This window comes from Streptomyces sp. NBC_01549 (genome assembly GCF_026339955.1).
Classification (GTDB): Bacteria; Actinomycetota; Actinomycetes; order Streptomycetales; family Streptomycetaceae; genus Streptomyces.
Window position 1 is genome coordinate 7,269,312 of sequence record NZ_JAPEPW010000001.1, and the last position, 21,265, is coordinate 7,290,576.

Here is a 21,265-nt window from a genome sequence, read left to right on the forward strand (position 1 = left end):
CTCGATTGGGTCGAGTTGTGGGCTGCGGTGCTACCGGGTACCTGCCGCAGCCCACGAACCGCGCAGGCGCAGGCCGCTCGCCGCGATGTGACAGCCCGTAAGGCCGACGTCAGGGCAGATCCGCCGATCCGAGGAGGCGGTCGGCGAGTACGTTGAGCCGGTGGGCCGGCGAGCCGAGTAGTGAGCGCCGCGCTCGGGCGCGCCTGAGCAGTACGTGGGACCGGTGCTCCCAGGTGAAGCCGATGCCCCCATGGGTCTGCAGGGCGTCGGCCGTCACTGCCTCTACCGCGTCGGCCGCCGCCGCGAGCGCGGTACGAGCCGCCACATCGGCGTCAGCACGCTTGCCGTCGATGGCGTGGGCCGCCTCTCGGACGATCATCCAGGCGGCGTCGAGCTGGACGGACCGGTCGGCGAGTACGTGCTTGATGGCCTGGAACGATCCGATCGGCCGACCGAACTGCCGACGCTGCCCGGCATACTCAACGGCGCCCTCCAGTGCGCGTCGCCCGGTGCCGATGAGCTCGGCTGCCAGCACGGTGAGCACGCGGGCGACCGTATGTACGCCGAGGGGTCCCAGCGGTAGGGCGGGCGCGCCGGTCAGCCGCAGGCTCGCGATCGGCTCGGTGACGTCCAGCGACTCCACGGAGGTCCGCTCGGTGGTCGGTTCGGCGAGTTCCAGGAGGACCGGCCGCGCCGGGGCGCCGCCCTCGTCGGCGAAAGCCAGCAGCAGTTCGGCGTCGAGGCCGAAGGGCACCGCTGCCAGCATGCCGTTCGCCGTCGAACCGTTCAGCGTCAGCGAGCCCGCCCGCCGGCCGGGCACCATGTCGGCAGGGAAGGTCTCCCAGGCCGGTACGGCGACGATGGAGCCGCCCACGACGCCGGCCAGCGCGGCCCGCGCGGCGGAACTGTCGGCGTGCTCGGCCAGCACTGCGGCGACAGTCGCGGTGGCGGCGAAGGGGAGGGTCGGCAGGGCCGACCCAACCCGCTCGGCCAGGACACACAGGTCGGCAACATCGCCACCCGAGCCGCCCAGTCTCTCGGGCACGCCCAGGCCGAGCAGCCCGAGTTCGGCGAGCGAGGCCCATAGCTCACGGTTGAGGGTCTGGGGGATGGCGTCCCAAGGCGGAGGAAGGGTGTTCCTGCGGGCGTGGGCGGCGAGCAACCGCTCCGCGGTTCGGCCCAGTTCGAGCTGTTCGTCGGTTGGCGCGAAGCGCATCGGGGTCCTCCTCGCGTCGGGGGAAATCCACGGCGCCCAGCATTGACTAGTGAGTCTATCTACGCAACTGTTCTGCTCATTCGCTTACCGAAGACACCAGGAGGTTGTGGTGGAACCGCGGGGCAGCGAGCGGGCCGAGCGCTTCCGCGCTTCGGTGCGGGCATTCGTGGCGGACCTGGTCCCGCCGGACTGGCGGGGCATCGGCGCCCTCGGCCCGATCGAGCGCGAGACGTTCCAGGAGAAGACGCGGGCCGCGCTCGCCGAGCGCGGCTGGGTTGCCCCGGCATGGCCGCGGGAGTACGGCGGCGCGGGCCTCGGACCGGAGGAACTGGTCGTCGTCATCGCGGAGTTGACCGCAGCCGGCATTCCATCCGGCTCGGACAATGACGAGTTCGGCATCACCATGCTGGGCAACACGATGCTGCGCTGGAGCGACCCGGCCCTGTTGCGTCGGTTTCTGCCGAGGATCGTCTCCGGCGAGTATGTCTTCGCGCAGGGCTTCTCCGAGCCGGGTGCCGGCTCGGACCTGGCCTCGCTCTCCCTGCGGGCCGAACCGTACGGCGATCAGTGGGTACTGAACGGGCAGAAGCTGTGGTCCTCCGGCGCGCACAAGGCGAACTGGGCGTTCGTCCTGGCCCGGACCGATCCCGACGCCCCGGCGCACCGCGGCATCAGCATGCTCCTTGTCCCCTTGGACCAACCCGGCATCGACATCCGCCCGATCCGCAACCTCACCGGCGAGGCGGACTTCAACGAGATCTTCTTCGACAACGCGACGACCGAACTCGGCCTGGTCGTGGGAGAGATCGACCGCGGCTGGACGGTCGCGATGACGCTGCTGGGCTTCGAGCGCGGCGCGACCGCGCTCAAGGCACCGATCCGCTTCCGCAACGAGCTGGACCGGCTGATCGAGCTGGTTCGCGAGCGCGGGCTGCACCGCGACCCCGACATCCGCCACCGGATCGCCTGGTGCCATCTCCAGGTTGAGCAACTGCGCTGCCATGGGCTGCGCACCGCCGCCACACTGATCGCCGGAGAGGAACCCGGCCCCGTCGCCGCCGCGTTCAAGCTGCTCTGGAGCGAGTACCACCAGCGGGCCACCGAGCTGGCCGTGGACGTCCTCGGCCTGGACGCGCTGACGCCGACCGGGCGGCCCTCGCCGAACTGGTTCCACACCGACGACCCCGGCGCGCCGAACTCGTCCGCGTCCTGGACCAGCGTCTACCTCAACGCCCGCGCCGGCACGATCTACGCCGGCTCCTCCCAGATCCAACGCGGCATCGTCGGGGAGCTGGTGCTCGGCCTGCCGAAGGAGCCCCGACCCGCGTCCCCTGCCGCACGCTGACTGTCGAGAGCCAAGGAGTATCGGTGATCATCCGCAGTCCCTACCCGGACATCGCCGTCCCGGAGGTCTGCCTGCCGGAGTTCCTGTTCGCCGAACTCGGCACCGATGACACCGACCGTCCTGCCGTCATCGACACCTCCCATCGCGGCTACACCTACGGTCAGTTGACCGCCGCGATCGGCCGGGTCGCGGCTGGTCTGGCCGAGCGCGGTCTGGGCCGCCACGACGTGGCCGTCATCTTCTCCCCCAGCTGCCCGGACTACCCCGCGGTCTTCATGGCGTGCTGAGCGTCGGCGCCGTCTGCTCACCGGCCGATGCGCTCTACACTCCGGCCGAACTGGCCCATCAACTCCGCGATTCCGGCGCCTGCGGGACAAGGAGGCCGGCACGATCGGGGTCGTGGGCTTCTCGGCCAACTTAAAGCGCATATCCGTGCGTTAAGGTTCGGGATGGCCCGGATGCCGTGATCGGCAAGGTGACGGAGGGTCGCACCTTACGTGGCCACATCCCGAGAAGCCACCGACTCCGGGCCACGGGAGCGGCCGGCGCTGACTGCTGACCCACCGCACTCAACAGCGTCGACGCTCTGCCCGCCGCGCCTCGCCTGCCGGCCACGCAAGCGCTCGCGCCGGGCGTTCATTCAATGAGGGAGTACGGACCATGGCACAGGAATCCGCACGCCCTGCCGACGCCTCCGGGGTCTACCGCCTCGGCGGCGACCTGCCCGTCAATCGGCTCGGCTACGGTGCGATGCAGCTGACGGGCCCCGGAGTGTGGGGGGAGCCGAAGGATCCCGAGGAGGCCGTGCGGGTGCTGCGCCGGGCCGCCGAGCTGGGTGTGAACTTCATCGACACCGCGGATTCCTACGGCCCGTTCGTCAGCGAGCAGCTCATCCGCAAGGCGCTGCATCCGTACCCCCAGGACTTGGTGATCGCCACCAAGGGCGGGCTGTCCCGTTCGGGCCCGGGTGACTGGCGCGCGCTCGGCCGCCCCGAGTACCTGCGGCAGCAGACCGAACTGAGCCTGCGCCACCTGGGTGTGGAGCGGATCGACCTCTATCAGCTGCACCGGATCGACCCCAAGGTCCCGCTGGCCGACCAGGTCGGTGAGCTGCTCCTGCTGCAGCGGGAGGGCAAGATCCGCCACATCGGCCTGTCCGAGGTGACCGTGGAGCAGATCAAGGAAGCCCGGAAGATCGCGGACATCGTCTCCGTGCAGAACCTGTACAACCTGGCCGATCGCGGTGCCGAGGACGTCCTGGAGTACGCCGAGCGGGAGAACCTGGGCTTCATCCCATGGTTCCCGATCGCCACCGGCCAACTGGCGCGCCCGGGCGGCCCACTGGACACTCTCGCCAAGGAGCTCGGCGCGAGCCCCTCCCAGCTGGCCCTGGCCTGGCTGCTGCGGCGCTCCCCCGGTGATGCTGCCCATTCCCGGTACCTCCCGCGTGGTCCACCTGGAGGTGAACACCCGGGCCGCGCAGGTCACGTTGTCCGACGCCCAGTTCCGGGCACTCGGCCAGGCCGTCTGACCGTCACCCGGCGTCGGCCGGTTTCGCCGCTCTGCATGGCGGGGGATCAGGCGGAGCGGTTGCAGAGTTCGTCGACGTATGTGCGCGCATCCACCTCGGACAGTGTCCAGGGCAGGAAGATGACCCGGTAGATGATCGGGGCCACCAGCCGGTCGATGACGTCGTCGCCGCTGAAAGTGCTGCCGGGACGTGCGGCGAAGCCGGCTGCCTCTGTCCGCCGGTCGCGCAGGCAGTCCGACTCGCTCTCACCCGCCGCGGCGGCCCCGCCGCGCAAGAGGGCGGCGTTCACCGGGACGCTGTAGTGGCTGATCAGTTCCTGTGCCCAGGCGGTCAGATCGGCACGCAGGTCTCCGGTGTCGGGAAGGCCGCGGTCCGGGTCGAGGCGGTAGGTCGCCAGGTCGTTGATCATGGTCCGTGCGTCGCCCCAGCGTCGGTAGATGCTCGAGTGATTCACTCCCGCGCGCTCCGCGACCATCGGGATGGTGACGGCGTCACTGCCCTGCTCGGCGATCAGTTCCTCGACGGCCTTCCTGATGGACATGAGCACCACGGCGCTGCGGCCGCCGGTGCGCCGCCGCGGGGACGATTCTGCAACCATGCACCCCACTATAACGCACACCGCTTGGCATTAACCCTCCTCCAGGTCTACAGTGAAATTAATGCACAACACTTGGCCTTAGGAGGCTCTGAGGTGTCCCTCACCGAATCAAGGCATGACCGCAGCCCCGGCCTGGCGGCCTCTGAGCCCGGCCGCTCCCACAGGCTGCTTCCCCCTTCCGCTGCGTTCGCCGGGTCGGCTGCCGTCTTCGCATCGCTGTACGTCGCCGCGGGCGCGCCCACCCCGCTGCTGGTCGTCTTCGAGCAGCAGTGGCACTTCCCCGCCTGGGTGCTGACGGTCGCGTTCGCTTCCTACGCGCTCGGCCTGCTGGCGGCCCTGCTGGTCGCCGGATCGCTGTCCGACCACGCCCCACCGGCTGGTCACAGCGGCGATCAGCTGGAGCCCGCGGCCGTTCTCGTCGGTGTCAGCCGCTCGACGGATTCTGGGCATCGCGGGGCTGGCGTCTGCGACTTCGCAGATGAGGGTTCGGCCGCGCAGCAGCCGCAGGGTGATCGGCCCTCTCGCATGGCGGACAACATTGCCGACGAGCTCGCTGGCGACGAGTTCGGTAGTCATGATCAGCTCATCCAGGTTCCAGGCGGCGAGCTGGGCTCGGACATGCGCGCGGGCCTGACCGGCGGCTGTGGGGTCGTCCTGCAGCTGCAGGCATGAGACGTTCTCCGGAGCCAGCGCCTGGGTACGGGCCACGAGCAGCGCGCTGTCATCGCGGCTGCGCTGGTCGGGCAGCAGGGTGGTGATCAGGCGGTCGCACAGGTCGTCGAGGGTCTCTGTCACCTGAACGTGGGCGGGGCGAAGGTGGCGGGCGAGGCGGCCCATGCCCTCGGCGATGTCCAGTCCGCCGGATTCGACGAGACCGTCGGTGTAGAGCGCGGGATTGCGCCGTCGGGCATGCTGAACTCGGCCGTGTCGAAGGGCGGGGTGGCGGCGCCGAGCGGGGGGTTGACAGGCAGGTCCGGGAAGTAGCTGGTTCCGTCGGGCCGGAGGATGACGGGCGGGGGATGGCCGGCAGTGATGGCCTGGCACATGCGGCTGACCGGGTCGTAGACGATGCAGAGGCAGGTGGCGTAAAAGCCGTCCCCGAGGCCGCTGACGATGTCGTTGAGATGGAAGAAAAGCTCGTCCAGAGGCTGCTCGAGATCAGCGAGCGTATGGCCCGCGGTGCGCAGTCGGCCCATGGTGACGGCCTCGGACACGCCGTGCCCCATGACGTCTCCGACGACCAGGGCGACCTGCTCGGCCGACAGCGGGATGACGTCGTACCAGTCGCCGTCGGCAACCGTGTCGTCACCGGCGGGCTGGTAACGGGCGGAGGCGGTCACAGCGGGCAGGGCCGGCAGGCACCGCGGGAGCAAACCGCGCTGGAGTTCCTGGGCCCGGCGGTGCTCGGCGTCGTACAGCCGGGCGCGCTCCATGGCCTGGGCGACCATGCCGCTCATGGCTGTGAACAGGGTGCGTTCCTCGTGGCTGAAGGCGTGCCGATGCTCGTAGATGACGCAGGAAGCACCCACGGTGCGCCCGGAGGCGATCAGCGGCAGGATCGCCCATGCCTGGGCCCCGATCGCAGCGGGCAGGTCGGCAAGCGGCCGGGAAGCGGCTGATGAACTCCTCCGCGGACGAGATGAAGTCCAAAGTGCCCTCGATGAAGGCTTGGGTAGACGCCGGAAACTCTGCGATGCGGGCGTCTTCGAAGCGGCGGAGACCCTCCCTGGGGCCGGCACTGCCCATCAGAAACGCTCGGCCGTTTTCGTGAGTCCAGACGCTGACATCTTTGGCGCCGAACAGGGGCACCATGTGGGTGGCCATCACATCGGCCACGTCATGTCCGGTGACCGCACCGGCGAGGGCTCGGGTCAGCTCCACGATGCGCATGGTGCGTTCGACGGCAGGGCCCTCGGCGGAGGCCTCGTCGGCTTGCAGGTGCCGGGCGCTGCTGATGTCGGTGATGCACAGGGCCAGGCCGTCCGACAACGGGGCCAGTCGCACATGCAGCCGTCGGCCGGTGTACGTGCGTATGTCCAGCTCGGTCGGTCTGCCCTCGGCCGCTGCTTGCCTGCCGGCTTCCTCCATGCCGGGCGAGCACAGCACCGGAACGGCATCCCACAGCACCTGCCCGAGCAACTGCCGCGACGGGGCAACAGATCGATCCTGGGCAGCCCGAGCGCCTCGATGAAGGTGAGGGCATCGCGGGCCATCCCGGTGATGGTGGGCGGCACCGCTCCGGATGACAGGCCGACACCGGCGTTGTCGACCGGGATGACCTCGCGGTGGGAGGCGAGGGCGCCGAGCAGCAACGGGTCCCAGTTGTCCAGGTTGCCGCGGAAGTGCTGCAGCATCACCAGCGGCGGCACGCCGGGGGAGGCGGTGCCGAACCGCCGATAGGCGTAGGTGACCCCGTTGGCACCCTCAACGAACTGGTTCGGGGCGGTCAGCGCGATGTCGCTGGTCGACATGATCAATCAACTCTTCCGTTTCGGTCGCTTCTGGATCCCGGCTCACCCCGGACGGGCAAGCGCGCAGTTCGGCCGAGACGGGCAACCGCGACCCGCAGCCAGCTGGCTCGCCATCACCCCCACCAGGTGACCGGGACGATGTGACGGGGTGTGATCTGCCATGGCCGCGTTGTGCCTGAATGTGGGTGGATGGAGCGAGGCCTCATGGGGCCTCCCCTTGCGCGGGCTGGCCTCTCGCTCTTGCGAGCGGGCTTTGCCGACGTCGCCTTGGGAAAAGGCACAGATCGAGCCTATGGCTCAGCCCGCCACGTCGCATCTTGAGCTGCTCTAAAGGGTGTTGTAGAAGCCTACGAGGCGTGGGCTATACCGCGCACCCGAGCCGCGCCTGAGCGGCAGCCACGGCACGGCTCCGCTTGGCCGGTGCTGTCAGAAGAAGTGGACGTCGCTCAGGTCGATACTGATCATGAGGTGATCGTGGTCAGGACGCCCGTCGGACCGGCGGAGATACGCGCGACGCCTGGTGGGGAACTTGATTCCGTCTGCTTCGTCGATGTCGTAGACGTACTGCGCGGCCGCGAAGCCGCCAGCGATGTCAACGTGGTAGTCGTGACGCCTGAGCAGATAGTCGTCCCCGAAGTAGAAGTTCTGCACGGTGCTGTGGCTTGCGATGTCGTCCGGGAAAGTGACCCGCAGATGACGCCATCGCTCAGTTGACGACTCGTTCCACGGTTCGGCCTCCTCTACGCCCATGCCGTTCATGATCGCGAAGAACGGCGTGGTCAGGTACGTCCACAGGGCGTAGCCGTTGAAGTAGGCGCGGTCCAGTGGATCCCAGGGCGTTTCCAGGGTGTGTCCCCGGAATGACGCTCGTGGATTGGAACGTTCGGCTACGACGGTGCCGTCGGCGCGTTCGATCGCGATGCGATCGGGGGTGAAGTCTGAGCGCTGTTCGGGAGCCCCGAAGGGGCGCACCGAAGCGTGTTCCTTGTGCATGTCGACAGTCATCCGGCGCGGCTGTAGGTCCTGGGGCAGGCCCTTGACCGCAAAGAGCTCTCCGTCACTGACGATGGTGGCAGTCACGGTGGTGAGCTGGTCCCACCGCTCCGTGCCGCCATGGGCCTTGAGAACCTCTGAAAGCAGGTTGGTCATATCTCCTCCAACAGCCAGGTCCGAGCCGGGATTGCCCGGACGAGCCGTTTGCTCTGCATGAGGATCAACTTCACCGACACCATGATGCCCAGGAATCTGCTTGTTGCTTTCCGGTCCTGTCTGTCAGGTGAGGTAAGCGTCTTCGACGTCGATCGCGAGAGAGGTGGACTCGCGAGCCCGGGTTCCGTCCGGGTTGCGTACGTAGACCCGGTGCCGAGTAGGTATGACGATCCCGTCGAAACGTCGGTGCAGCGAGGCATAGTGCACCGCCGGGCCCGGGCCGAGCAGTTCGAAACCGAAGTCGGTACGCCGTAGGAGGCCCGATTCGTCGAAGTAGAAGGTCTGCTGTTTCGACGGGGTGGCGAATGTCTCCGGATAGGTGACGCGGAGGGCCGGCCAGGTGGCTCCGTCCTCGTACCAGGGTTCTGCTTCCTCGGTGTGGATGTCGTCGCGCAGCAGGTGGAACGGGATGGTGAGGTAGTTCCAGAGGACTTCCGCCGTGAAATACCCGGCGTGGAAGTCGTCCCACGGTGTCTGCCGGGTGTGTAAGTCGAACCGGGCCAGGGGACGGGATTGCTCGGCCACCAGGACGCCGTTGTTCTGCTGGATGGTCTGGCGCTGTGGTTCTCACGTGATGCAGAGCCCAGGTTCGGGATAGGGAGCGATGGTCACGCGTTGTGTACGTGTACCCCCGGTTATGACAAGTTCTCCGAACGCGCCCTGTTTGCCTTTCACCGCCCAGATCGCCCCTTGGACGCGGGATCGGGCGCGGAATCTGGAGAGCGTGCGCCAGTGCTCGACTCCGCCGTGGGCTTGAATCGCCCGAGCGAGCAGGTCCTGCATGGTGCCACCCTCCAGCTTCCGGTTCTCACCCTTGGAGCCGCGCGCCGGGTGTCACCCGATCTCGCCGAGTGCTCGGACGATGATCTGAGCCACTTCGTCCGCGTGGGAGAGCGCGATGGCGTGCGAGCCGCCGGCGATCTCGGTGACGGTCGATCCCATGCGCTTGGCCGCAGCGCGCTCGGCGTCGGGGTTGATCGCGTGGTCGGCGCCGGCGACGACGAACCAGCTTGGCAGCCTCTTCCAGCCAGGCTCGACCGCCAGGGGTTCGCCGAACGCCACATCGGCGGCGGGGCGTTGGCTGACGGCGAGCACGGCGGCCTCGTCGTCGGGCAGGTCCGCACAGAACACCGAGTGGAAGTGCTCCGGCTGGATGTTAGAACTCCGTGCCGGTCTCCGCGCCGCGCGGGAAGGTGCGCGGCAGAAGGGAGCAGTCCAGCTCGGCGGGCGGGAAGGCCTCGTTCGAGCCGAGGGTGGACACACCCTGGTCGACACCGAAGGAGGCGACGAAGACCAGCCCCTTGGCGTTCTCCGCCTTGGCCGATGCATAGGTGATCACTGGGCCGCCATAGGAGTGGCCGACCAGCAGCACAGGGCCGTCGATCTGGCTGACGAAGCTCGCGATGTACTCACCGTCGGCGGTGAGGCCCCGCAGCGGCTGCCACGCCCGCTGCGTCCAGGCGGGACACCACGCGGGACCAGCTCGATGAGTCCGCGAACGCGCCGTGCACGAGCACCACGGTGGCCGACGATGCGGGTGACGTCATGGTCGTCTTCCTCTCGGTTCCTCCGGCGACCTCGGCTTTCGGCGCGGCCCCCGGGCCAGAGTGTGGGCGGACGCACCTACACGGGCGTACGCCGTCGGAACCACGCTCCGGCAAAGGGCACCCCGCGGCATCCCGTGCGGTCCGTAGTCGGCAGCCGACTTAATCACGCGTGTTCCAGAGCACGTGGTCACACTCCTCTCACCATGACTCGCTCCTGCAGACCATCGACGATCCTGTCGTCCTGGTCGGCCACTCCTACGGTGGCGCCGTCATCACCGAGGCCGCCGGTCTCAACAACGTCAAGGCCCTGGTCTACGTTGCGGCTTCCGCTCTCGACAAGGGCGAAAGCGCAGCGACCGTGCTACCGGCGGACAAGTACCCGGGCTCACTGCTGACCCCCGACAAGCTGGTGGTCCGCAAGTACCCCGACTCTTCCGGACAGGGCGGCACCAACGCCGGTCATTCTCGACGCAGCGACATCAAACCGCTGACCGGCGACACGTCTTATGCCGAGATGATGCGATCCCGCTGGCCGGACAGCTCGCGCCGGGAGTGGACGTCGAGTTTCCGGAACACCTTGCGCAGGTGGTAATCCACTGTATGCACGCTGAGGAAGAGCTGGGCCGCGATCTCCGCGTTCGTGGCCCAGCCGGCTGCCAGGCGAGCGACACGCGCCTCCTGGGCAGTCAGATCATCGCCGCTGCCCGACGTGCTCGCACCGGTCTCGACCGGATCGCCGGCGGCCGCCAGCTCCTGCGCGGTTCTGGCGGCGTATCCACCGGCACCCATGGCGTCGAAGAGCTCGTAGGCGATCCGCAGTTCGTGACGGGCCTCTTTGGCCCTTCGCTCGCGGCGCAGCCATTCCCCGTACAGCTGATGGCTGCGTGCTCTTCGTGACGGCCCCCGGGCATCCTCGTGATGCTCAATGGCCTGCAGGTACAGCGCTTCTGTCGACGAAGGATCTGCGATGGTCAGCGCCTGAGCCCGGGCGAGGTCGCCGAGCAAGCCCGGGACAGGAGTTCGGTCGGCCAACCGGGACAGGCGCTCCACCAGGAGCATCGCCTCGTCCTTCTTACCGCAGCGGATCGCGGCCTCCACCATGTCAACCACGGCGAACTTGACCTGGCAGGTGTCGCCGATGTGCTCCTCCAGGCTGAGGTAAGCCTCGAGATACCGGCCCCGGCTCAGCTCGACCATGCAACGGGCATAGTCGCAGAAGACCAGCTGATAGCCCTGGCCGGTGCGGGCGGCATGCTCCCGGACAGCCTCGGTCAGTGTGCGGGCCGCCTCGAACCGGCCGCGCCACGCGGCGATGAGCAGGGCGCCGAGGTACAGCTGGGAGCCTCGCGCCTCCTCCAGCGCGGCGCGCTGGTCGAACAGCCGCTCCGACTCCGCGATGCGGCCGGCGATCAGCTCGGACAAGGCCGTGTGGCTGAGGGCCAGGGCCATCGGGATGACGGCGCCCTGGCGCCCGGCTTCCGCTTGCATCCGCCACGCGAGGTCGTGCAGGGCGATGTCGTCACCGAGCATGGTCGCGTGCGAGCAGGCCGCGGCCAGCCACTGGAACAGTTCGGGAGTGGTCGACTCCTCACGCCGTACCGCCTCGATGGCCTGTTGCAGCCGTGGGCCGGCGCTGCCCAGCCCTTCGAGGTGCACCGCCGTGTCGGCCTCCAGCACCACGTCACCCGTCGTGACCGGCATCCCGGTGGGCAGCGGCAGGGAGCGCACGGTCTCGGCCACGTTCAGGCGCGACGCACTCTGCGGCGCGAGCGAGCCGCTGATCTGCGCCTGGACGAGTGCCTCGACGAGCATGTCCCGAGCCGTACGTATGTCTACGGCGCCCAGTTCCCGCGCCGCGGTCAGCAGCGCGGAGGTCGCGGCCGCCGGAGCGCCGGTCAGCCTGTGGATCCGCGCCTGAACGCGCTGCACCAAGCTGTTGTAACCCCGGTCCTCACGGTAGGCGGCCGCTTCATCCAGCAGGGCCTGCGCTCTCCCGGGCGAGCCGGCCACGGCGGCGGCTTCCGCCGCCCCCAGCAGACGACGGGCCCGGGTGGGCAGGTCGGACGTCAAGGACGCGCCTCGCGCCAGAAGCGTCGAAGTGCCGGTCCAGTCACCACGGTCGCGAGTGCGCTCCGCGGCACGCTCCAGCTCCGTCGCGATGTCCTCGTCGGGGTCGGTTGCCGCTGCCGCCAGATGCCAGGCGCGCAGGTCGATCTCGCCGAGGCCTCCCTCAACGTCGGCCAAAGCCGCGTGCACCCGCGCACGCTGTGCCAGCGGGGCACCGTAATACACGGCCGAACGAATAAGCGGATGGCGGAACTTGACCGTCTCCCGGATCGAGAGCAGATTCTGCTCCTCGGCAGCTGCCGCAGCCGACGCGTCGAAACCCAGTGCCGGACCGGCCCGCCACAGTACGTTCGGATCACTCGTCGGATCGGCGGCTGAGGCCAGCAGCAGAGTCCGGGTCTGAGCCGGCAATGTCAGCACTTCGCGCAAATAGAGCCGTTCCAACGCCCGTCCGAGAGGGACAGGATCGGGCAGGGGTGCCTCACCGCTGAGTTCGTGGGCTTTCAGTTCCCGGGCCGCCTCGGTCAAGGCGAGGGGGTTTCCTTCCGTGGAGGCGACGATGTGTGCACGGGCGTAGGGATCGAGCACACCGGGGACCACCGATTCCAACAGCTGGCCGGCTGCCTCAGGACGGAGGTCGGCGACGGTCAACTCGGCCAGTCCCGCCAGATGGTCGATGCGGCCGGCCTGGTCGCGTGACGCGAACACCATCGCGACCGAGTCGGCGTACAGGCGGCGAGCCACGAACGCGAGTACCACGGCGGACTCCTCGTCGAGCCAGTGGGCGTCGTCCACCAGACACAGCAGAGGTCTGTCGTCGGCACGCGCGGCAAGCAGCCCGAGCGAGGCCAGCGCGACGAGGAAGCGGTCGGGCGGGCTCATCCGTTCCTGCAGTCCGGGATCTTGCACGTCGACGCCATCCACTTCATGACCGCTCCGGGATCCGTCAAGCCGCAGGCACGCCCGCAGGAAGACCAAGACATCCGATGAATGGAGTCAACCTGGCAGTCTCCGCTTGACGGTGTCAACTGGTTGTGTGCGGTTCGATGCAAGGCAAGCGGCCTCCGTGTAGGAAAATTTGGAGCAATGGATCGGATGTATGGTCGATTTTGTGCCCGCGCGTCTTTTGGGTCGGCCTGGCCTGTGGGTGTCTGAGTTCCTCGACACCGACGAAACCCTCGACGCCGATGAGACGGCCGCGCACGCCCGCCGCGTGACGTCGAAGCTCGGACTGGAGGCCGGCCAACAGGCCGTCCCGCTGGCGTTGACCAAGCCCCGAGGCGCTCACCGTCCTCATGCTGGCCATCGGACTGGGCCGCACGGCTCTCGGACTGACCATGATCGTCGCCTTCAGCGTTGGCCTCGCCGGTGTCCTCGTCGGCCTGGGTCTGATCCTGGTGAGCGCCCGCACGGGTCTGGAACGCTTCCGGCGTCCAAGACACGGCCCGATGATGCGGTGGCTCCCGGCGGTCTCCGCGGGCGTGGCGACGGTTCTCGGCCTGACCATCGCGGTCAACGGAGTGGACGGGCTCACCGGGTAGGACATGTGCCTGGATGCGGCATGGCTCGTATCCCCGAGCACCATGGTCCGCAGCGGACGGTGCACTCGGGACCGATCCTCACCGGCAAACCGCTGTCACCTGCGGAACCATCCGAAACGGCCCAGCGCTCGGGCGGCCTGGCCGTGCCGCCGGGCGGTCCCGGCACCGATTCACAGCGACTGCGGGCTTCTACGGCTCCCCGCGCACTGCTTCACTCCCAGCCACACCTTCGATCACTCGCAGCACCAACAGCTGTGCAGCACAAGAGAGTTGCCCATGCTCAGGTTCAACACCCCGGACGCGGACCGGGTCCGTGGGGAACGGGGAGTGCCTATGCGGTCGCGGGTGCGCGCGCTGCTCGCGGTAGGGGCCATCGCCGCGGCACCCGCGCTGCTCGCGCCGACCACCGCCGACGCGGCGACACCGGACGGTACGCCGGACCGGACGAAGACCGTCGCCTCCGGTGAGACCTGGGAGGTCACCGAGATCACCCGGCTCGACGAACTCGTCGTGGAGGACGGCGCCGTCCTCACCGCTCCGGAAGGACAGATCCTGTCCCTGACCGTGGACGGAGTGGAGACGGGCTCGGTCCTGGACGGCACGTACGGCTGGACAACCGTGATCGCGGCGGGCGCCTATCGCGGCGACATCGTTCTCACCCCAGCTGCGGAGCACCTGGAGTCCTTCGCGGGCGCCACTTTCCATCTGCGCCAGGGCGCCTACGTCGGCGCCGACGGTGTGGTCGAGGGGAAGTCGGTACTGTCGAGCGTGCGCGGCGGCAGCCTCACCCACGCGTACGCCCAGGACGCCACCCTGACGTCCACCGGTGAGGCGTTCAACGGCTTCTTCGTCGCCGACGGCGCCTCGTACGCCTTGGATAACCTGCACGTCGCCTTCGACGGCAACGGCCGTCTGGACTTCGCCAGTTACGGGGCTGCCATGACCGGTGCGGGCAACGGAACCCGCCTGGTCGTGGCCGCCGGTGACAACACCCTGGGCGACTGGGTCGCGTGCGAGGTGAAGGGGCTCATCGCGCCGCAGATCCAGTTCGATCTGCGTCTGCCGATGACGACCTGGTAGGGCGGTTACCTCCTGGTCGGCTGCGGCGGCAACTGCGGCGTGGTCACCTCGGGCAGCGCCCCCGCCGCCACCGGCTGCCTCCTACTGACCGACGGCGCCCTCGCCGTGGCCGCGGACAACCAGGGTCACTACGAAACCAGCATGAGTTCCGGCCTGTTCGGCACCGACGCGACCCTCAAGGTCGACTTCGGGTACAAGTCCGAGCACCAACTCGCGGTCGTGGCCGAGGACATCATCCAGCGCTTCTACGGCCGGTCCGTCACCCACTCCTCCTACGACGGCTGTTCGCACGGCGGTTATGAAGCCCTCACCGAGGCCCAGCGGTATCCGACGCACTTCGACGGCATCGTCGCCGGAGCCCCCGCCAACAACTGAACCGCGCACACCTTCCAGCACGCCTGGAACGCCCACGCCGTCTTCGCCGGCGAAGACGGTCCACGCTGACCACGGGCGAACTCAAACCGCTGCACGCCGTCGTACTGGAGGCATGCGACGCCGGCGACGACGGAGTCATCGAGGACCCGCTCGCCTGCACCTGGGATCCGGGCAGCATCGCGTGCGCCGGCGGCCAGACCTCCACCACCGCCGACTTCTGCCTGACGTCCGCGCAGGTCACCACAGTGCGCGAGCTGTACTCGGGTCCGCTCGACGAGCACGGAAAACTGCTCGACCCCGGCTGGCAGTTGCGGCGCAACGAGCTGAACTGGGCGGGTGTCATCGTCCCGTCCACCACGACCGGCTCGACGACGAACCAGACCAACGTCAACGAACGGGTCCGCTACCTGCTCTACCCCGAGGCACACCCCGAACTGTCCTGGAGAGAGGTCCAATTCACCTCCGCCGCCTATCGGAAACTGATGAAGCTGAACGAGGGGACGATGGATGCCACCGACCCCGACCTCTCCGCGTTCAAGGCGGCCGGCGGAAAGTTGATCATCTGGCAGGGCCTTGCCGACCCGAACATCTCCTCCGTCGCCGCCATGGCTTACCACCAGGCCGTGGAGAAGCAGATGGGCGGCCCGGCCGCCACCAAGGACCTTCGCCCGGCTGTTCCTGCTGCCGGGGGTCGCGCACTGCGGCGGCGGCCAGGGTTCGGACAGCATCGAAGGAAGGCGTTGGCGGCGTCGGCCGGCCTCCTCGGCCGCGGCGATGAACGCCCTCGACTCGGCCCTGAGCGCAGTTTGACGAGCCTGTGCTGCTGGTCCTTCCAGCCGTGAACGCCTCTGCAGATCAGGTGGGTTGCCGATTTCGTAGGTGCGTACGCGGCTGATTATGATCTTCGTCGTGACTGTGCAGAATTCTGACAAGACGCTTTCCCGTAAACAGAGACTTCAGGAGAAGCAGCGCCGCCAGTTGTCGGTGGTCGACACCGTGGACAAGGCCGAGGTGAAGGTCCGCAAGGCGGAGGCCGAGCTGGCCGTGGCTGTCGCCGAGGCGGTGCAGGTGTTCGGCGACGAGCGGTCCGCGTCCGAGGGGCTCGATATGCCGGTCGAAGCGATCCGGCGCTTCCTTGGTATGGCGAAGGACGAAGCGGCCGCTGCCGGCAACGTCGCCGAGGTCGAGGTCGCTGACAATCCCTGAGCTCGGCGTTCAATCAGTGCGCCGGAGCCTGGTGCCGACCTTGTGATGGGCAGGCAGGGCCGTACACCTTCGGTGCCCGGACCACACACATGGTCCGGGCATCGCACCGTTCGTCCTGATCGGTCTGCACTGCCTGCCAGATGTTGTCGTACCCACGTCGGCAGCGTCGCCGACGCGACCTTCCTGCGCACCGCTCTGACACCTGTGGCGGGCCGGCGACGTGAAGGGCTTGTCGAGCACGTCGTCGCAGGACACGTGCCGTCTGAAGAACTGGGACTGCCCGGCCGCTCAGCGACAGCCTTCGTGGCAGCTGCTGTCGGCGTGTTGACGTGCGCATCCTCGATGACCCCTGCGTGTCGCCTCGTGTCGCGGCAGACGGGCTGGAGTCGGCCGCGTCCTGTGGCCATCGGCCGCGCGTCGATGACCTCGTGGGTGTCCAGGTTCAGCCAGTGGGCGAGGCAGAGCCAGCTCTCGCCGGTCGGGAGAAACGGGATGTCGCCGACCGGCTTGCGGCTCACGCGCTGTCCCAGACGCCGCAGTTCGGCATGGACGCGCGGGACGCCGCAGGTCTGGCAGGAGGCGACGTGGATGACGGTGATCTCGTCGGCAAGGGCCTCTGGCCCGCTCGCCTCCGTTCGATCGCCGCAGCCGGCCAGGTCAAGTCTGCGCATTCAACGCCGAACGTGGCGAGAGACTATGCCGTCCCAGACGTACTGGTCATCCAGGGGCCGTGGACGAACATTGCGGCGAGTACACCTTCGCCCGGGCGTAGGAACCGCACATCACTGTGCCCGATCCGCTCCGCCTTCGTCCTCGCTCTCACTTTCCGGGAGCGGACGTCGAGCCCGAGGGGGACCAGTCCTTGGTGTCGATCGGGGACCAGTCGGTCGGCTTCGCGTCCAGGCGCTCCATCGCGCCCGCGCCGCGCCGCGAGCAGTTCCTCGTCAAGCGGTGTGGTGAAGACGTTGTCGACCAGGGTGTATTCGGCGGCGAGTCGGCCGACGGCCGGCAACGCGGCGGTGTCGACGCGTCCGCGCTCCAGATACAGGTCGTCCCTGATGTGGAACCGCACCACCCTGCCCCACGCGACGTGATCGACCCCGTCGTCCCCGACCGGAATGATGCGGTCGACGACGCACTCGAAGGAGATCGGCGCCCCCTTGACCCGGGGTGCGCGCACCACCACGGACGGCTCCTTCTCCAGCCCGAGCGCCTCGAACTCGTCCACACCCGGGTCGAACTCGAACGCCGAACTGTGCATGGCGTCAGCCTGCGGCAGCGTCGCCAGGTTGGTGACGAATTCCCCAGTCTCCCGGATGTTGTTGTATGTATCCTTCAGCGTCTGCCCGTCGGCATGCGGCTGCAGTGTCAGCGAGACCATGGGCGGCTTCCGCCCGACAGCGGTGAAGAATGAGACGGGTGCGAGGTTGGCGACGCCCTCGGGGGAGACCGTGCTGACCCAGGCCACGGCGCGCGGAATGATGCTGCCGATCAGCAGTTTGTACGCGTGAGTGGGGTCGAGTTCTGCAGCGTCAATGATCATTTGAGACCTCCATCGGTTGCGGCACGGCCATTGGAGTCAACTGCGGCGACACGTGCGCAGACGCGACCCGCGAGGCAGCGTCAGAGAGGAGGGAAAGGCTGCTCCGGCACTCCTCGTCGAGCCCTCCCTCAATAGGTGACGGCGCTTTCCGGGGCATGTTGCGGACCATCAAGTCAGCATGCGAACAGGGGTTCCGGCATTCCATGTGGCGATGTCCTCGACCGCGTCCCGATAGAAGACCTCATACAGGTCCCGACTTACGTAGCCGATATGGGGTGTCATCACAGCGTTGCTCAGTGAACGCAGAGGGTGATCGGCCGGCAGTGGTTCGCGATCGAAGACATCCAGCGCCGCTGAACCAATCCTCTTCTCGTCCAATGCCCTGAGCAGCGCCGCCTCGTCCAGCACGGGCCCGCGCGAGGTATTCACCAAAATCGCCGTCGACTTCATGAGGCCCAGTTCGTGCTCGCCGACGAGGCCTCGAGTTCGCGGGTCTTCGAATTTAGTGGGGGTGTGCCTCCCGTCGGCTTCGCCGGGTGGTTGCGCAGCGTGAGCGGAGGCGTTGGTTCGCTCGGTTGCGGAAGCCGAAGGCGTTACGCGCTTCGAGCTTGATGAGGCGGTTGTTGCCCTCCGAGGCGGCGTTGGTGATCCCGGTGGTCAGGTAGGTCTCGATGCCGTCCCACCACTGCTCGATGGTCTCGGCGAGGGTGACGAGTTCGGGCAGGTGAGCGTGGTCGGCGACGTGGGCGAAGAAGCGGTGGCGGGCGGTGGAGATCGCGGAGTGGTCGGGGGTGACGTGCCTGCGGGTGACGGTCAGGCCCAGGAGGTCGCGCAGGAGTTCCTTGCCCTGCCAGGCCGCATAGATCTGTCGGCCGTAGGTCCCCATGTACTCCAACTCGGTCTTGAGGAGCTCGCGTTGTTCGTCGGTGAGGTCTTCCTTGTTGCGGCGCAGGAGCTTGCGGACGCTGTAGATGCTGTCGCCCTTGCGGGCCCGGCGGCCGTGCTGTTTCCAGGTGAGGCGTCGGCGCAGGTCGGCGAGGTGGCGCTGGGCGAGTTGCACGATGTGGAAGCAGTCCACGACCACCGCCGCGTGCGGCAGGGCACGGTGGACGGCGGCGCGGAAGGTGGAGCACAGGTCGATGGCGACGTAGCGGACCTGCTCGCGCCAGGCGGCGGGCCGGGCCGTCAGCCAGTCGGCGACGGAGGCGGAGTTGCGGCCCTCGACCTGGCCGAACAGGCCGCGCCCGCCGATCGCGTCGACGAAGCCGATGTGCCAGGCGTCCGCGACCAGCTCCCACTTCTCCGTGTCCGGGTTCTGCTCCCACACCGGCTTACCCCGCCGGGTCTCGTCGATCCCGATCGCCTCGGTCACCGGCGGCTCCTCGGGCAGGACCTTCGCGGCGTAGTCCTCGAAGCAGTGCTGCACGATCGGCCAGGACAGGCCCAGATCCCGGCCGGCCTGCACCACCGATCGCCCGCCGTCACACACCGCGGCCCCGGCCGCCCGCCGAAGCGCCCCGGTCGTACGCATCCGCGCGGGTACCTGGCCTATGGACTCGGTGAACGAGCGGCGGTCGCAGTCGAGTTCGGTGCAGTGCCAGCGTGCCTTGCGCCACCGGATACTCACCGGGCGCCCGCCGCAGGACAGGTGTCTGGGGGCGGTGGTGCGGTAGTCCTTCAGCCGGGTGGAGAAAACCCCGCACGAGGGGCAGGCCCTCGCGGACTCCTCGTTCGTCACGACGTATACCGTCGATCCGCCTGCCTTGTCGTCCTTGACCTGCGTCACACTCACCCCCTCCAGCCCAAGCAGTCGCGTCGCAGCCTCGTTGGTCCCGGTATCGTCGATGCTCAAGCCCGTGGGTTCTTCATGATCGGTTGCCTAGACAACAACCATGATCACGAAGACCCGCGGGCTCCTTGCGTCCAGGCCACCCACACCCCAGGCCCATCACGCTCGGTGACTGAACGTCAGGCCGTCACCGCCGCACCCCCACTAAATTCGAAGACCCGAGTTCGCTCACTGAGTACTACGTGAATGCTCAATACATCGGAGCGCATGAACAATTTGTCTCGCGAAACGTATGTCGCTCCCTTCGCCTGTGCGTCCGCGGGTGTCAGGTTCTCGCTCCAGGCAATGGTCTCCATGCCGAAAGCGCGCCCGATCTCCGCTACCGCAGTCCCCAATCGCCCGAGGCCCAGAATGCCCAGAGTGGCCCCCCTGAGGCTCACCCCCAGCCCCTCTTGCCACCCACCTCGGCGAACGGAGTCCACCTGCTGTGGGATCAAACGTGCCGCGGAAAGAATGAGCCCCCAGGTGAGTTCAACCGTCGGGTACGAGAAATATCCCGTACCGCACACGGTGATACCCAAACGATGTGCGGCATCCAGATCGATTGCCGCGTTGACTGGCCCGGTGGTGACGAGCAACTTCAGACGTGGCAATTTGTTCAGGGTTGAGGACGGAAGGGAGTCCGCTCTCGCATGGCCACCACTACCTCGTACTCGGCGAGCGCCGTCACAACCGCCCCCTCGTTTTCGAAGGCTTCAGTGAAGACATGTACCTCGGCGTGGAGCGAATCCCAGTCGGCCAGACCCAACGCAACGCCTTGATAGTCGTCCAGAATCGCGATTCGCATGTGGTTTCCTCTCGTTTTTGACCATCGGGCCGAAGTGTCGGTGGGTGGGGTTTGACCTTCTTGGTGCGGCTGGTCCGGCGAGGAGATGACCGATCCGGTAGGGAGAGTGTGTTGTGACGGAACAAGAGTCAGACGTTTCGACGGTTTCCAGGTTCGCACTCATGCCTCGGTATGAGGAATCACGTGCGGCACGTGGTCTCCGTGACCGTGTGTGCTACGGAATACCGGAGGCGAGACATCGGGCGACGGCAGGGAGCGGGAGGCGCGGCCGGAGCGTGAGCGGCAGCCAGCCGCTGACTTTGCTCGGGACGCCGCGTTGAAGCGAGGACCGGGCCCGGCGCCACTCAGCCACCTCAACAGAATCCGACGCCGAACAGCGGACCGACAGGGCAGAGCCGATGCTGCTCAAGGGCGGACGAGGACGGTGCCGACCTTGCCGGGCCGTACTGCGTGCTCCACGGCGTCAGTCGGCTCGCCGGATGCCCGCCTCTCGGCGGAGGACTCCGACTGCCGGCGGCAGATGTTCTTGCCTCGCAGCGTCAGCCACTTGTGCGGCAGCGTCGACGCGTGCACCGAGATCGACATCTCCGCACTCCGCCGGGAGATCACCTCCCGCGCCTTTCGCGGCCGCCACTCCACCGTCCGTGATGGGATCCGGTGTGGCCTGCAAGTCGGCGTCCGCAGCGGGACTGACCAGTTCATTCGCGAGGATGCTCACGACACCTGAGCGGCATCCGCCTTCCGGAGTCGATCACCGAGGGCGCGGAGGTCGATCTGCCCGGCCTCAGCAGCTTCGCCGTCGGCCTGCATGGCGACTTCAAAGCGGTGACGGCCGGGCTGACCACCGATTGACGGCTCGAGTACCGCGTGAAGGCGTTCAGCCGGACAGGGTGTCCGCAG

The 21,265-nt window shown here is 67.9% G+C and carries 24 protein-coding genes and 2 pseudogenes; 9 read left to right on the plus strand and 17 right to left on the minus strand.

Translation table 11 applies throughout. The features are described from left to right. Positions 1-109 precede the first annotated feature (109 nt). On the minus strand, positions 110-1,216 hold the full coding sequence (locus OG819_RS32535) for an acyl-CoA dehydrogenase family protein (RefSeq protein WP_266652161.1): 1,107 nt from the start codon (positions 1,214-1,216) through the stop codon (positions 110-112). Between the two features lie 109 nt (positions 1,217-1,325). Here OG819_RS32535 and OG819_RS32540 point away from each other — a divergent pair, with 109 nt between their 5' ends. From OG819_RS32540 to OG819_RS32550, 3 genes and pseudogenes are all read left to right on the plus strand, one after another. Continuing rightward, entirely contained in the window at positions 1,326-2,561 is a 1,236-nt protein-coding gene (locus OG819_RS32540; protein WP_266652163.1) for an acyl-CoA dehydrogenase family protein, read from the plus strand. A 23-nt stretch (positions 2,562-2,584) separates the two neighbouring features. Then, complete coding sequence (locus OG819_RS32545) at positions 2,585-2,848, plus strand: AMP-binding protein (protein ID WP_266638694.1); 264 nt, start codon at positions 2,585-2,587, stop codon at positions 2,846-2,848. A 373-nt stretch (positions 2,849-3,221) separates the two neighbouring features. Then, positions 3,222-4,092 (plus strand): annotated as a pseudogene (locus OG819_RS32550) (aldo/keto reductase). A 46-nt stretch (positions 4,093-4,138) separates the two neighbouring features. On the opposite strand, the gene OG819_RS32555 reads toward OG819_RS32550, so the two are convergent. The 9 genes from OG819_RS32555 to OG819_RS32590 form a co-directional block, all read right to left on the minus strand. Beyond that, a complete protein-coding gene (locus tag OG819_RS32555; protein ID WP_266418431.1) occupies positions 4,139-4,690 on the minus strand; it encodes a TetR/AcrR family transcriptional regulator in 552 nt (183 codons plus the stop codon). A gap of 108 nt (positions 4,691-4,798) precedes the next feature. Next, positions 4,799-5,527 carry an ATP-binding protein gene (locus tag OG819_RS32560; RefSeq protein WP_266652165.1) on the minus strand — a complete coding sequence of 243 codons (729 nt, stop codon included), beginning with the start codon at positions 5,525-5,527 and terminating at the stop codon, positions 4,799-4,801. Then, positions 5,482-6,429 carry a GAF domain-containing SpoIIE family protein phosphatase gene (locus OG819_RS32565; RefSeq protein WP_323138088.1) on the minus strand — a complete coding sequence of 316 codons (948 nt, stop codon included), beginning with the start codon at positions 6,427-6,429 and terminating at the stop codon, positions 5,482-5,484. The genes OG819_RS32560 and OG819_RS32565 overlap by 46 nt, the downstream gene beginning before the upstream one ends. A gap of 132 nt (positions 6,430-6,561) precedes the next feature. After that, a complete protein-coding gene (locus OG819_RS32570; RefSeq protein ID WP_266652167.1) occupies positions 6,562-7,161 on the minus strand; it encodes an alpha/beta fold hydrolase in 600 nt (199 codons plus the stop codon). Positions 7,162-7,587: 426 nt separating this feature from the next. Continuing rightward, a complete protein-coding gene (locus OG819_RS32575) occupies positions 7,588-8,310 on the minus strand; it encodes a hypothetical protein (protein ID WP_266652168.1) in 723 nt (240 codons plus the stop codon). A gap of 123 nt (positions 8,311-8,433) precedes the next feature. Beyond that, positions 8,434-8,895, minus strand: coding sequence for a hypothetical protein (locus tag OG819_RS32580; protein WP_266652170.1), 462 nt, complete (start codon positions 8,893-8,895; stop codon positions 8,434-8,436). 309 nt (positions 8,896-9,204) lie between these two features. Beyond that, complete coding sequence (locus OG819_RS32585; protein ID WP_323139377.1) at positions 9,205-9,645, minus strand: alpha/beta fold hydrolase; 441 nt, start codon at positions 9,643-9,645, stop codon at positions 9,205-9,207. Continuing rightward, positions 9,527-9,805, minus strand: a complete 279-nt coding sequence (locus tag OG819_RS58685) for an alpha/beta fold hydrolase (RefSeq protein ID WP_323139389.1) — start codon at positions 9,803-9,805, stop codon at positions 9,527-9,529. The genes OG819_RS32585 and OG819_RS58685 overlap by 119 nt, the downstream gene beginning before the upstream one ends. Next, the gene (locus OG819_RS32590; RefSeq protein ID WP_266638687.1) at positions 9,780-9,917 is read right to left on the minus strand and encodes a hypothetical protein; all 138 of its coding nucleotides are present in this window, start codon (positions 9,915-9,917) and stop codon (positions 9,780-9,782) included. Before OG819_RS32590 ends, OG819_RS58685 begins: the two co-directional genes overlap by 26 nt. A 169-nt stretch (positions 9,918-10,086) precedes the next feature. Between OG819_RS32590 and OG819_RS32595 the strand changes: the two genes are divergently transcribed. Then, positions 10,087-10,509, plus strand: a complete 423-nt coding sequence (locus tag OG819_RS32595) for an alpha/beta hydrolase (RefSeq protein WP_266652172.1) — start codon at positions 10,087-10,089, stop codon at positions 10,507-10,509. Here OG819_RS32595 and OG819_RS32600 read toward each other — a convergent pair. Continuing rightward, positions 10,422-12,866 carry a LuxR C-terminal-related transcriptional regulator gene (locus tag OG819_RS32600; RefSeq protein WP_266652174.1) on the minus strand — a complete coding sequence of 815 codons (2,445 nt, stop codon included), beginning with the start codon at positions 12,864-12,866 and terminating at the stop codon, positions 10,422-10,424. The genes OG819_RS32595 and OG819_RS32600 overlap by 88 nt on opposite strands. Positions 12,867-13,279: 413 nt before the next feature. Between OG819_RS32600 and OG819_RS32605 the strand changes: the two genes are divergently transcribed. The 5 genes from OG819_RS32605 (at position 13,280) to OG819_RS32625 (ending at position 16,186) form a co-directional block, all read left to right on the plus strand. Next, positions 13,280-13,525, plus strand: coding sequence for a hypothetical protein (locus OG819_RS32605; RefSeq protein ID WP_266638685.1), 246 nt, complete (start codon positions 13,280-13,282; stop codon positions 13,523-13,525). A 276-nt stretch (positions 13,526-13,801) separates the two neighbouring features. Then, positions 13,802-14,605, plus strand: a complete 804-nt coding sequence (locus tag OG819_RS32610; protein WP_266652178.1) for a hypothetical protein — start codon at positions 13,802-13,804, stop codon at positions 14,603-14,605. A 12-nt stretch (positions 14,606-14,617) separates the two neighbouring features. Continuing rightward, positions 14,618-14,980 carry a tannase/feruloyl esterase family alpha/beta hydrolase gene (locus OG819_RS32615; protein ID WP_266652908.1) on the plus strand — a complete coding sequence of 121 codons (363 nt, stop codon included), beginning with the start codon at positions 14,618-14,620 and terminating at the stop codon, positions 14,978-14,980. A gap of 104 nt (positions 14,981-15,084) precedes the next feature. Next, a complete protein-coding gene (locus OG819_RS32620) occupies positions 15,085-15,822 on the plus strand; it encodes a tannase/feruloyl esterase family alpha/beta hydrolase (protein WP_266638789.1) in 738 nt (245 codons plus the stop codon). A 55-nt stretch (positions 15,823-15,877) separates the two neighbouring features. Next, positions 15,878-16,186, plus strand: a complete 309-nt coding sequence (locus OG819_RS32625) for a hypothetical protein (protein WP_266638683.1) — start codon at positions 15,878-15,880, stop codon at positions 16,184-16,186. 694 nt (positions 16,187-16,880) lie between these two features. Here OG819_RS32625 and OG819_RS32630 read toward each other — a convergent pair. The 6 genes and pseudogenes from OG819_RS32630 to OG819_RS32655 all read right to left on the minus strand — a co-directional run bounded on the left by OG819_RS32630 (position 16,881) and on the right by OG819_RS32655 (position 20,950). After that, on the minus strand, positions 16,881-17,729 hold the full coding sequence (locus OG819_RS32630; protein WP_266652180.1) for a flavin reductase family protein: 849 nt from the start codon (positions 17,727-17,729) through the stop codon (positions 16,881-16,883). A 168-nt stretch (positions 17,730-17,897) separates the two neighbouring features. Beyond that, positions 17,898-18,212 (minus strand): annotated as a pseudogene (locus OG819_RS32635) (NAD(P)-dependent oxidoreductase); the annotation flags it as partial. A gap of 19 nt (positions 18,213-18,231) precedes the next feature. Further along, positions 18,232-19,581 (minus strand): ISL3 family transposase, encoded by a 1,350-nt coding sequence (locus OG819_RS32640; protein WP_266647383.1) that lies wholly within the window; start codon positions 19,579-19,581, stop codon positions 18,232-18,234. Between the two features lie 116 nt (positions 19,582-19,697). Then, the gene (locus tag OG819_RS32645; protein ID WP_323139390.1) at positions 19,698-20,087 is read right to left on the minus strand and encodes an NAD(P)-dependent oxidoreductase; all 390 of its coding nucleotides are present in this window, start codon (positions 20,085-20,087) and stop codon (positions 19,698-19,700) included. Between the two features lie 89 nt (positions 20,088-20,176). Beyond that, complete coding sequence (locus OG819_RS32650; RefSeq protein ID WP_266652182.1) at positions 20,177-20,365, minus strand: hypothetical protein; 189 nt, start codon at positions 20,363-20,365, stop codon at positions 20,177-20,179. Positions 20,366-20,770: 405 nt separating this feature from the next. Continuing rightward, positions 20,771-20,950: a hypothetical protein gene (locus tag OG819_RS32655; RefSeq protein WP_266652184.1), complete on the minus strand. Its 180-nt coding sequence runs from the start codon at positions 20,948-20,950 to the stop codon at positions 20,771-20,773. Between the last annotated feature and the right edge of the window lie 315 nt (positions 20,951-21,265).

What these genes read in the sequence shown, in the direction of transcription:
- OG819_RS32610 (WP_266652178.1), top strand. Translation starts at nt 13,802, where the DNA reads ATGCTCAGGTTCAACACCCCGGACGCGGACCGGGTCCGTGGGGAACGG.
- OG819_RS32575 (WP_266652168.1), bottom strand. Translation starts at nt 8,310, where the DNA reads ATGACCAACCTGCTTTCAGAGGTTCTCAAGGCCCATGGCGGCACGGAG.
- OG819_RS32535 (WP_266652161.1), bottom strand. Translation starts at nt 1,216, where the DNA reads ATGCGCTTCGCGCCAACCGACGAACAGCTCGAACTGGGCCGAACCGCG.
- OG819_RS32560 (WP_266652165.1), bottom strand. Translation starts at nt 5,527, where the DNA reads ATGGGCCGCCTCGCCCGCCACCTTCGCCCCGCCCACGTTCAGGTGACA.
- OG819_RS32555 (WP_266418431.1), bottom strand. Translation starts at nt 4,690, where the DNA reads ATGGTTGCAGAATCGTCCCCGCGGCGGCGCACCGGCGGCCGCAGCGCC.
- OG819_RS32630 (WP_266652180.1), bottom strand. Translation starts at nt 17,729, where the DNA reads ATGATCATTGACGCTGCAGAACTCGACCCCACTCACGCGTACAAACTG.
- OG819_RS32590 (WP_266638687.1), bottom strand. Translation starts at nt 9,917, where the DNA reads ATGACGTCACCCGCATCGTCGGCCACCGTGGTGCTCGTGCACGGCGCG.
- OG819_RS32605 (WP_266638685.1), top strand. Translation starts at nt 13,280, where the DNA reads ATGCTGGCCATCGGACTGGGCCGCACGGCTCTCGGACTGACCATGATC.
- OG819_RS32570 (WP_266652167.1), bottom strand. Translation starts at nt 7,161, where the DNA reads ATGTCGACCAGCGACATCGCGCTGACCGCCCCGAACCAGTTCGTTGAG.
- OG819_RS32655 (WP_266652184.1), bottom strand. Translation starts at nt 20,950, where the DNA reads ATGTCGATCTCGGTGCACGCGTCGACGCTGCCGCACAAGTGGCTGACG.
- OG819_RS32650 (WP_266652182.1), bottom strand. Translation starts at nt 20,365, where the DNA reads ATGCGAATCGCGATTCTGGACGACTATCAAGGCGTTGCGTTGGGTCTG.
- OG819_RS32625 (WP_266638683.1), top strand. Translation starts at nt 15,878, where the DNA reads ATGATCTTCGTCGTGACTGTGCAGAATTCTGACAAGACGCTTTCCCGT.
- OG819_RS32600 (WP_266652174.1), bottom strand. Translation starts at nt 12,866, where the DNA reads ATGAGCCCGCCCGACCGCTTCCTCGTCGCGCTGGCCTCGCTCGGGCTG.